The organism is Bradyrhizobium sp. Leo170, assembly GCF_004296405.1.
GTDB lineage: Bacteria > Pseudomonadota > Alphaproteobacteria > Rhizobiales > Xanthobacteraceae > Bradyrhizobium.
This window is the reverse complement of record NZ_PSRR01000307.1, coordinates 1-10,391: the sequence shown is the minus strand read 5'-3', so window position 1 is coordinate 10,391 and position 10,391 is coordinate 1. Positions and strand designations below refer to the sequence as shown.

Below are 10,391 nucleotides of genomic sequence, written 5' to 3'. Positions count from 1 at the left end.
CTGCGCGCGCGCGGGCGGCGCAAGCGGGAGGGTTGAGGCGGCGATCAGGGCCGCAAAGCCAGTCAGGGCAACGGTTCGGAGCATCTCGCGCGGCTTCAAGGAACGAATCGGGCTTTGAACATACTAATCAATTATTGGCTACATGCCGCTCGCAGGATCACCGGTTAACACGCCGAATACGGCGGGGAAAGGGCGGGCTTCCGCCACTGGTCAGGCTCCCTGCCCCATGAAATAGTTCCGGCTCTCGCCGGGGTCTGCGGACCGCCACGCGGAAAACAGCAAAAAATCCGGAAAGCGGATGATCCAGAGGAAGCCCATCCAATATGCCTATCGTTCTCGATCCCGATGCCGCCGCCGTCTTCAAGGCCTTTCAGGAGGCCGGCCGGCCCGCTTACGAAACGCTGACCGCCCCCGAAGCGCGTGCGTATTATTCGCAGGCCCGCTTTGTCAGCAATCCCGAGCCGCCGGAACTGGCACAGGTCGAACCGCTGTCGATCCCCGCGCCCCACGGCACGATCCCGGCGCGGGTCTACAGGCCCAAGAAGCTGCGCCAGAAGGACGGGCTGTCGCCGGCGCTGGTGTTCTTCCACGGCGGTGGCTGGGTGATCGGCGATCTCGACACCCATGATGTGGTCTGCCGGAAGCTTGCCGATGAAGGCGAGCTGATCGTGATCTCCGTCGACTATCGTCTCGCGCCCGAGCACAAATTCCCTGCGGCTGTCGACGATGCCATTGCGGCGACGAAATGGGTGGCGGCAAACGCGAGGCAGCTCGGCATCGACGCGGCGCGCCTTTGCGTCGGCGGTGACAGCGCCGGCGGCAATCTCGCCGCGGTCGTGTCGATCGCCGCGCGCGACGGCAACGGTCCTGCGATCGCGGGACAAGTGCTGATCTATCCGGCGGTCGATTTCGGGATGACGCATCCCTCGCACAGCGAGCCGGAAACCAGCATCCTCCTCACGCACTCCGTCATCCGCTGGTTTCGCGATCACTATCTCAGCAGCGCTGCCGACGCGCATGATTGGCGCGCTTCGCCGGCGCGGGCGACGACCCTGATCGGCCTGCCGCCGGCCTATGTGCTGACCGCCGGCGCCGATCCGTTGCGCGATGAAGGCGACCAATATGCCGAACGCCTCAAGGCAGCCGGAGTGCCCGTGACCTACAAGCACTTTCCCGGCCAGTTCCATGGCTTCTTCACCATGGGCAAATTGCTCAACCAGGCCAATGTTGCAGCGACCGATATCGGCGCGTGGCTGAGGCAGCTCGACGCGTAACCGAACGGGCGACCGGTCAAGGTAACTAAGTTCACGCAGGGAAACCGGTCGATGTTCATTCGACTTTAATGTTCGCCATCAGGCGCAAGCCAACACCTTTAATGACGCGCAATGGCAACTCAACATCCTTGGCCTTGAGCTTGGCGCGGAGGCGAGTGAGGGCGGCGTCCAGGGCACGGCTTTCTGGGTCTGGCTCAATATCTCCAAAGAGTCCGGCGATCTCTTCGCGCGATACCGTGATATTCGGGCGGGTTGCCAAGTAGTCAAGCAACACCAGCTCTCGGCCGGATAGCCTGACAAATCGTCCCGCTGGGTCATGGAGCGTCTGGCGGGCTCGATCGAGACGTAACGTGCTGCTGGAATTCCCAACGGCACGATTAACCTGCTGTCTGCCGCGTCGTGCGAGATTCTCGATAGCCAGCGCCAATTCCTCACTATCGACGGGCTTGGTGAAGTAGAGATGCGCGCCATCGCCATATCCGCGCAAGCGATCCTCTCGTTCCTTGCGCGCGGTCAGCATAATGATGCCCATGTCCTCACGCGCCGAAAGTTCGGCCGCGAGATCAAATCCACTTGTGTCCGGCAAGTTGATGTCAAGCACGGCGACGTCAAAGCGCGCTTGACGCAGCGCTCTGTAAAATTCGATGCCGGAAGCCGCCTCGGTCACCCGCATACCGCGAAGGCGCAGATAATCCGCGATACTCTGGCGAAACTCGCTGTGGTCTTCCACAAGCAGGATGCTGACGTTCTGGGAGACGATCGGCCTCTCGGATTCCCGTATGAATGAATTCTCAGTCATCATAAAGAACTAGACCAGGAGTGGTGAAGAAGATTCTACAATGTTAGCAGCAGTGCTATTGCTATTTGCCCCAGCCAAAACAATAACAATTTTGACGAACGCTGCACGAGAGCGGTGGACGGCTCCCGTTCGGCGTGGCACGCGCCATTGCCTCTCGCTGTGGCTGTCAGTGCTGACATTTTGCATTCTCTCCGTCAGCGCGGAAGCTGCTTCCCACCTTCCAGCTATCGGGGGGAACGTGGCCGTGCTGACTGATCCTTCATCGACTCTGACGCTGCAGGACGTCCTGACGCCGGCCCGCCAAACGGAATTCGTCCCGTTTCCGGCCAGAACATCAACTTTGGCTACATCGGTCATGCCGCATGGCTCCGACTGACCTTACCCGCCCCGGTCAATGCCGAAGGCATTCTATCCCTCACACCGAACTTTATTGACACGATCGACATCTACGTCGCCAAGCCAGGTACTGGATCCTCCAAGAACGACTTTACCCTCCATGAGGCGGGCGATCATCGGCCACTCCCGCACGATAGCTTTTCCGGGCTGGACAATGCGGTACGGCTCGAGTTCGCCGCGGGCGAAAAGACCATTGTCTATATCCGCCTGCTGAATACCAACTCGTCCACCCAGCTGAATCTGAGACTCGAAACAGTCCAGGGCCATACGCGGTCGGCCGCCCTCGTCGGCGGAATCTATGGCGCCTGGTTCGGTGGCATGAGCGTGTTGTTCGTCATTCACCTCGTGTTCTTTTGCTTCGACCGCAAAAGGCAATATCTGCTCGTGGCCCTCAGCACACTTGGTGTGATGTTGGTCTACGCGGGCAATCTCGGGCTCAGTCATGTGTTATTGTTCCGTGGCACCGGGTGGGCCAACGATCTCTTTCTAGGCTTCAACGCCTGGATGGGGTTGGCATTTAGCGCTCTCGCCTGTTCGAGCCTGCTTGATCTGCGAAGAAAATCGATCTGGCTTCACGGGCTTTACCTCGCCTACGCCGCCATAGGGATAGTGGGCATCGGATTCGCGTTCGCGGGACGCAACCTCGTCTTCGGTCCTATCGGCTCGTCGGTGAGCATGCTGGCCGGAATCGTCAACTTCCTTTTAGGCTTGTGGTACCTGAACGAAGACGGGGCGGTCAGTCGACTTCGAGCTGCCGCATTCACGGCCATCGCCCTAGGCCTTCTCATCACCCTTCGAGACCGATTGGGCTTCGACCTGATGCCGGAATGGAGTTATCACGCCTACGGCGTTTCGGGTCTGATTATGACGATTCTGCTCACTGGCTCGCTGGCGGTGTGGCTACGAAAGGCCGAAGCCCTCTCACTCGCGCAAGCGGCCGAGAGGCGCGTCGCGGAGGAAGCCCTGCAAGCTGAAATGCAGTCGCAATTCCGGCAGGTCCGCTTTCTGGAAGTCGTATCACACCAGTATCGCGCATCTCTCGCGGCGATCCGCTCCAGCGTCGACAGCCTCGGCCTTTCACTGGCAAAGAGTGATAAGGCGAACCATGACCGCATCATGCGCATACGACGCTCGGTAGCGCAATTGGTGGAAGTTCTTGAGACCAATCTCGCACGCAGCCACCTGCAGGGGCCTGCCTTTCGAGCTCGCCTCGCGCCGGCAACTGCCAGGTCCATTGTCGTCGCCGCACATCAACGCAGCCGCGACTTGCTGACAGGTCCGGAGATCGACCTTCATATTGCGCCCGATGCCGCCGATATCAAACTCGCTGCTGATACGGATATGCTCGAACTCGCAATCCTCAACGTGTTGGAGAATGCCGTCAAATATGCCGCCCTGAAGGGTGCCTCCCCGATCGCGTTATCGCTCGATAAGACGACGGATGGCATCGCGATAACCGTAACCGATCATGGCATAGGTATTCCGGAGCGTGATCTCCCTCATGTGTTCAAGAATTCCGTGCGCGGCTCGAATGCGAAGGGGACTGACGGTTCAGGGCTTGGCCTCTTCCTCGTTGCCAAGATTGCAACTGCGCATGGCGGTTCAGCCACCGTACAAAGCCGAGAATGCGAAGGCACCACGGTACGAATCACTTTGCCCGCTCGCGAGGCCTGAGCAAAGTTCAAGTGTATCTCGAGCCCGATGCCACCTGACCATTGCGTCGGTGTGAATCTACTCCGTCGCGAGTGTTGTGAATTCGCCACGGTTTTCGTTGCGTTCCGTTTCGTTGCGCTACCAACGTTACGATTGGTTTCTAAGGTTTTCCTGGGGCTTCCGCTATTTTCCCCCAATGCGGCTCGGGCTTGCACATTGCGCGCGAGAGGCAGCTCAGGCGCGGGACTCGGGGGCAAAGAGTGGGCGCGAAGTATCCGGCGGAATTGCGCGACGATGACGCGTTGCGGGCAAGGCGCGCTGGGGTTGGCGCGCGCGCATTATTCGTCGCGCTCATTCTTACGGTTTTCGCCATGTGCGGGCAGGCTCATGCACTGTCGGCGGGATGTAGCGCTGTTGCAGGCGGCGCGCTGAGCGGAAGCAGTCAAAGCATTACATACGGCCCAGCTACGTTCGAAGCGGGAGAAACAATATCGTTTGTCAACAACTCAACTCTCTACACCAACACAATTCTAGCGAACCTTACGACAGGCGATTCAATAAATACGCCATCGACTACGGGAAGTTTGGCTATCAACTCCTCAGGGAGTCAGACGTTCAATTTGTACACGGGCGTCAGTGTGGGGCCCGCTATAATTGACGTTCGTGCCATGTGCAGCGGCCCAGCTCCGGCGCCACTCACCCTCTCGCCTGCTGCCGGCCAAATAACTGGGGGAACTGTGGGAGATGCTTACAGTCTAGCCCTTGGTGCCTCGGGTGGGACCGGCTCGTACACCTTCGCGGTCACCTCGGGATCACTCCCGGATGGCTTGACGCTCAACGCAGCTTCCGGCGCCATCACCGGGACACCGACACGCACAATCAGCCGGCTGATTTTTACGGTAACCGTCACCGACAGCGCTGCTAGTACTGCATCTGCGACCTATCAGATCTCGATCGGTGCCGATATCACGCTGCCGGCTGCGACCGTCGGCGTGGCCTATGAGCCCCAGCGGATGTCTACTGACGGACAACCCACTCCGATCTCGGGGAGCATCCCTCCGGGGATGACTCTAACGCAAGAGAGTGCGGTGAGGGTCATTCTGGGCGGCACTCCACAACAGGCCGGGACCTACATTTTCACTTTCTTGAGTGGGGTTCGCTACACGCTCGTTGTGAACCCGCCTGCTAATCTGACGCTCTCTCCTGCCGCGGGAGCGCTGACAGGCGGCACGACCGGCATCGCCTATAGCCAGACGGTAACAGCCTCGGGCGGAACCGCCCCCTATACCTATGCGGTCACCTCCGGTTCGTTACCGAGCGGTTTGCTGCTCGATCCGTCTACCGGAAAGGTCAGCGGTACCCCGACGACCGCGAGCAACTCTGGCTTCACCATCACCGCGACCGACGCCAATAGAGCTACCGGCTCGGCGGCCTACACGCTGACGATCTCTGCGCCCGGCGCTCTTTCGCTCTCGCCTTCGGTGGGGGCACTGGGCGGCGGCACGATTGGCGCTGCCTACAGCCAGACCGTCACCGCATCCGGTGGAACAGCGCCCTATGGCTATGCCGTCACGTCCGGTTCGCTTCCGGGCGGCCTGTCGCTCGATCCGTCTACCGGAAAGATCAGCGGTACTCCGACGGCGGCAAGCAATTCCAGCTTCACCGTTACAGCCACGGATGCCAACAGGATTACCGGGTCGGCAGGTTACACGATCGCCATTTCGCCGCCCGCTGCGTCGTTCACGTTTACGCCTCCTGCCGGTAGCCTGCCGGAAGCCATGGCGGGCGAGGATTACAGGCAGTCAATATCCGCCAAGGGTGGCACCGCGCCACTCATCTACAGCGTCGCTTCAGGCGCTCTCCCAAAAGGTATGACCCTGAACATCTCGACCGGTGAACTTACCGGGCCGCTTGCCCCCACTGCCGCGCCGGGCAACTATACCTTCACACTCCAAGTTCAGGATAGCCGTGGTGCGATCGGTACGGCCGCATACAGCCTGAAGGTCAATGCACAGAAAGTCACCGTCACCGACCAGGTGATAGATGTGCCGGCCGGTTCGACGCCCGCGGATGTCAATCTCAATCGCGGCGCAACGGGAGGGCCGTTTACGTCAGCGGATATCGTCTCCGTTGAACCCGCCAATGCTGGAAGCGCCAAGATTACTCGCGGTCAACTGGCGCAAGCGGGCCCGGCGCCGCCAACAGGCTGGTACCTCCAGTTCAATCCCGATCCTGCCTATTCTGGCCAGGTGCGCGTGGGATTTCGTCTGACGAGTGCGCTCGGAGTCTCCAACACAGGAACCGTCACCTACAAGCTGAGTCACGATGCGCAGAAGGTGGCCCGGGATATTGATGCTCTGGTCCACGGCTTCGTGCAGACCCGCCAGAATATGATCTCTTCCGCGATCAGCGTTCCGGGCTTGATGGAGCGCCAGCAGATGGGACGAGACAAGGATCCCGTCACGGCGCGCGTGCTGCCGTCAGAAAGTGGATTGACGCTCAACTTCGCCACCAGCCTCGCGCAGATGCAAGGTGCTCGCGACACGAAGTCTGGCGCTTCCGCGGCAGCATCCTTGCCTTTCAATCTCTGGATCAATGGCGCGATGCTGGCCCACAACCGCACTGAAAATGACGGCAAGTGGGGCAGTTTCGCCATGGTCAATCTCGGAGCGGATTACCTGTTGACGGAAAAAGCTCTTGTTGGATTTTCGTTCCACTTTGACCGGATGATCGATCCCAGCAAGGAAGATACCAAACTCACCGGCAATGGCTGGCTCGCAGGCCCGTACGCGTCGTTCGAACTCGGCAAGGGCGTGTTCTGGGATACGAGCCTGCGTTATGGCGGCTCCGCGAACAATATCGATACGAGATTCTGGGACGGAACATTCGACACGAAGCGATGGATGGTTGATTCCTCAATCAAGGGGCAATGGAATCTCGACAAGGTGACCGTGCTGACGCCGAGGTTGCGAGCCGTCTACTTCTCGGAAAGAGTCGAAGACTATGTGGTGAGCAACAGCGCGAGGGATCAAATAGCGATCAGTGGCTTTGACGCGCGCCAACTCCGCGTCAGTGTCGGCGCAGAAATCGCGCGATCCTACTTGCTCGGCAACGGTTCGATCCTCACGCCGAAGGTTGGAGGGACGGGTGGCTATTCCGGCCTCGATGGTTCTGGTGTGTTCGGCACTTTCACCGCAGGTGTTTCCCTGAAGACTCAAGACCAATGGACGCTCGACGCGGGACTTCTCTACAATGTCGAAGGGCGGGGTCAGTCATCCGTCGGCGGGAAGCTGGGGCTTGGGGCGAAGTTCTGATCGTGCTGCCGGATCACGCGGCCCGGTACCCACTTCGCTCGAAAACGCTCTAACTAACCCGCCCTCGCCGCACGCCGCAGCGATTGCGGCGGCTGGCCGAAGGCGCGGATGAAGGCGCGGCGCATCCGCTCGGGATCGCGAAAGCCGGTCGCCTCTGCGACGCGCTCGATGGCCTCGACGGAGGACTGCACGCGCTGCCGCGCCACCTCGATGCGCAGGCGTTCCACCGCTTTCGATGGCGTCGTGCCGGTCTCCGCGACGAAGGCGCGGGTGAAGTGGCGCGAGCTCATGCCGGCCTTCTCCGCCAAGTCCTCGACCGTCAGCGGCGCATCGAGATGCTCGCGCGCCCAGGCGAGCAACGGGCCGAAGCGGCCGTTTGAAGCCTTCAACTCCAATAGCGAGGAGAATTGCGACTGGCCGCCGCTGCGGCGGTGATAGAGCACGAGATACCGCGCGGTCTTTTGCGCGATCTCCTCGCCATAGTCCTCGGTGATCATCGCCAGCGCCAGGTTGATCCCGGCGCTGATCCCGGCCGAAGTCCAGATGTTGTCGTCCCGGGTGAAGATGCGATCCGGCTCGAGCTTCACTTTCGGATAGGCGGAAACGAAATGCTTGGTCCGCTGCCAATGCGTGGTGGCGCGGCGGCCGTCGAGCAGGCCGGCTTCGGCGAGGATATAGGCGCCCGAGCAGACGCTCGCGATGCGGACACCGCGCTTGGCCAGCATGCGCACGAACGCCAGAGTCTTTGCGCACCTCGCCGCCGTACGCACCCCCTCGCCGCCCGCGACGATCAGGGTCGTGATCGCCGCTGACGGTCGCAGCCCTCGCGCGAACATCTCGGCGCCCGAGGACGAACGCACGGGCCCCGGCGTCACCGCGATCACCTTCAACGCGGGCGGATTGTCGGCAGAGCGCGCGGCGATCTCGAAGGCCGAGATCGGGCCGGCGGCATCCAGCAATTGAAACTCAGGGAAGATGAGCACGCCGATCATCAGACCTTCTCCTATCGGTCTCCAAAACGGAGGATTGTCCTGGAATGAGGGAATTATGCCATTTTGGACATGAGGCCGCCATGTCATTGTGTCGCGGTCAACCGATATTGAGGTGCTCCCATGTCCACCCCGCTACAGATCGGACTTCTGGTGTTTCCAAAGGTGACGCAGCTCGACCTTACCGGTCCGCTGCAGGTGTTCTCCTCCGTGCCCGGGGCCAAAGTGCATCTGGTGTGGAAACGGATCGAGCCGGTGCCGAGCGATACCGCGCTGGCGCTGATGCCGACGGTCAGCTTTGCCGACTGCCCGCAACTCGACGTGATCTGCGTCCCCGGCGGCATGGGCGCCGATGACATGGTCAATGACGAGGAGATGCTCGCCTTCCTGCGCAAGCAGGCGGAGGGCGCAAAGTATGTCACCTCGGTCTGCACGGGCTCGCTGGTGCTCGGCGCCGCCGGTCTGCTCAAAGGTTATCGCGCCGCGACGCACTGGTCGGCGATCGATTTTCTTGGCGCGTTCGGCGCGATCCCGGCGCGAACGCGGGTCTGCATCGACCGCAACCGCATCACCGGCGGCGGCGTCACCGCCGGCATCGATTTCGCGCTGACACTGGTGTCGGAGCTCGTCGACCGCAGGACGGCGGAAGCCATCCAGCTTCGGCTCGAATACAATCCGAAGCCGCCGTTCAACTCCGGTTCGCCGGACACTGCGCCGGCCGAAATCCTCGCCTTCATGAAAGAGAAGATGGCAGCGTCACAGGCGCGCCGCGGCGAGATGATCGCCCGCGCCGCGGCACGGCTCGCATAAATTTCAACGCAAAGAAAAAGGCCGCCAGGTTTCCCGGGCGGCCTTTCCTGTCTTACGGTGGCCTCACATTAACGGGCGATTTCAGGACGTCTGCACCGGGGGCCTATGTCCCGGCCGCATCCCACTCGGAGGCCGCTGCTCATCGGGGCAGTCGCGATTCTGGAGCCCGATCCGACGCGGTGGTCATCCACCTCCGTAAGATGACCGTATTGAGCTCCAATCCCGCGTGACGCGCAAGAAGGCCGTACTGCCCGTCCCCGTTGTTACCGTTGTTCACAGGCGCGCGTGCGCTGCACGCGCAATTGCGCGCTCGCACAACGTCCGAATGAGGTTGATTCAGCTCGCGGGTGTCCAGGGCTGATAGTCGCCCGTCGCCTTCGGGCGGCGGCCGCTCGCCAGCGTCGAGCCGGACGGACGATACGCCGCCGGCGTGCCCGTCATGTTCGGCACATGCGGCTTTTCCCATTCCCGCGGCGTGTACTTCTCTTCGGTCGGAGGCATGTCGACCACGTGATGCAACCAGCCGTGCCATGACGGCGGCACCCGCGAGGCTTCGGCGTAGCCGTTATAGATCACCCAGCGGCGCTCGAAATGCAGCACCGGATCGACCTTGCCGCCACGGGTGCGATAGTAGCGATTGCCCTGCTCGTCCGTACCGACGAGTTCGCCGAACCGCCAAGTCCAGAGCTGCGTGCCAAAGGTCTGGCCGTTCCACCACGTGAAGATTTTGAGCAGGAATTGTTTCATGAAGCGCCGGCCGGTTCGGGATCGTTGGGCTGTGATGCCATCCGCGGATCGAATTGTCCAGATTGCCGCACGTGTTGTGCCCCAGAGCGGAACAACACGGTGTAGTGTTGGCGGCCAATTGTCGCGGAATTTGGTCTAACCCGTTCATTCGCCATACAGTTCCTATCTGAGAGGTTGAGGCCCCGCGCAGCAAGGTGGCGCGAGGCGCGGGAACACCGGCCCCTGGAAAGGGTTGGGTCATGTCCCGCAGATGGAGTCCCAATGATGATCAATCTCAAGATTTTAGGCACCGCCGCGGCGCTCGCGCTGGCGCTGCCGCTCGTGGTGCCGAGCGAAGGTTTTGCGCAGGGTACCAAGTTCTCGGCCGGGCGGGTCGGCGGCGGCGGAGCGGCGATTGGAGGCGGTGGAG

Annotated in this window: 7 protein-coding genes; 4 read left to right on the top strand and 3 right to left on the bottom strand. The window is 61.3% G+C overall.

Going from position 1 to position 10,391, the window contains the following annotated elements; translation table 11 throughout:
- The first annotated feature begins 323 nt into the window (after positions 1-323).
- On the top strand, positions 324-1,274 hold the full coding sequence (gene lipP1 / locus CWO89_RS34320; protein ID WP_130582891.1) for a LipP1 family hormone-sensitive lipase: 951 nt from the start codon (positions 324-326) through the stop codon (positions 1,272-1,274).
- A gap of 55 nt (positions 1,275-1,329) precedes the next feature.
- Here lipP1 and CWO89_RS34315 read toward each other — a convergent pair whose 3' ends face one another.
- Entirely contained in the window at positions 1,330-2,076 is a 747-nt protein-coding gene (locus CWO89_RS34315) for a response regulator transcription factor (protein ID WP_130582890.1), read from the bottom strand.
- Positions 2,077-2,334: 258 nt separating this feature from the next.
- Here CWO89_RS34315 and CWO89_RS34305 point away from each other — a divergent pair, with 258 nt between their 5' ends.
- Together CWO89_RS34305 and CWO89_RS34300 are read left to right on the top strand one after the other, a co-directional pair.
- Positions 2,335-4,143: a sensor histidine kinase gene (locus CWO89_RS34305; RefSeq protein ID WP_349644920.1), complete on the top strand. Its 1,809-nt coding sequence runs from the start codon at positions 2,335-2,337 to the stop codon at positions 4,141-4,143.
- A gap of 350 nt (positions 4,144-4,493) precedes the next feature.
- Positions 4,494-7,436 (top strand): putative Ig domain-containing protein, encoded by a 2,943-nt coding sequence (locus CWO89_RS34300; RefSeq protein WP_349644919.1) that lies wholly within the window; start codon positions 4,494-4,496, stop codon positions 7,434-7,436.
- 53 nt (positions 7,437-7,489) lie between these two features.
- On the opposite strand, the gene CWO89_RS34295 is transcribed toward CWO89_RS34300, so the two are convergent.
- Positions 7,490-8,428: a GlxA family transcriptional regulator gene (locus CWO89_RS34295; RefSeq protein WP_130582887.1), complete on the bottom strand. Its 939-nt coding sequence runs from the start codon at positions 8,426-8,428 to the stop codon at positions 7,490-7,492.
- 120 nt (positions 8,429-8,548) lie between these two features.
- On the opposite strand from CWO89_RS34295, the gene CWO89_RS34290 reads away from it, so the two are divergent.
- Positions 8,549-9,235 carry a DJ-1/PfpI family protein gene (locus CWO89_RS34290; protein ID WP_130582886.1) on the top strand — a complete coding sequence of 229 codons (687 nt, stop codon included), beginning with the start codon at positions 8,549-8,551 and terminating at the stop codon, positions 9,233-9,235.
- A 336-nt stretch (positions 9,236-9,571) separates the two neighbouring features.
- Here CWO89_RS34290 and CWO89_RS34285 read toward each other — a convergent pair whose 3' ends face one another.
- On the bottom strand, positions 9,572-9,982 hold the full coding sequence (locus CWO89_RS34285) for an NADH:ubiquinone oxidoreductase subunit NDUFA12 (RefSeq protein WP_130582885.1): 411 nt from the start codon (positions 9,980-9,982) through the stop codon (positions 9,572-9,574).
- Positions 9,983-10,391: the final 409 nt, after the last annotated feature.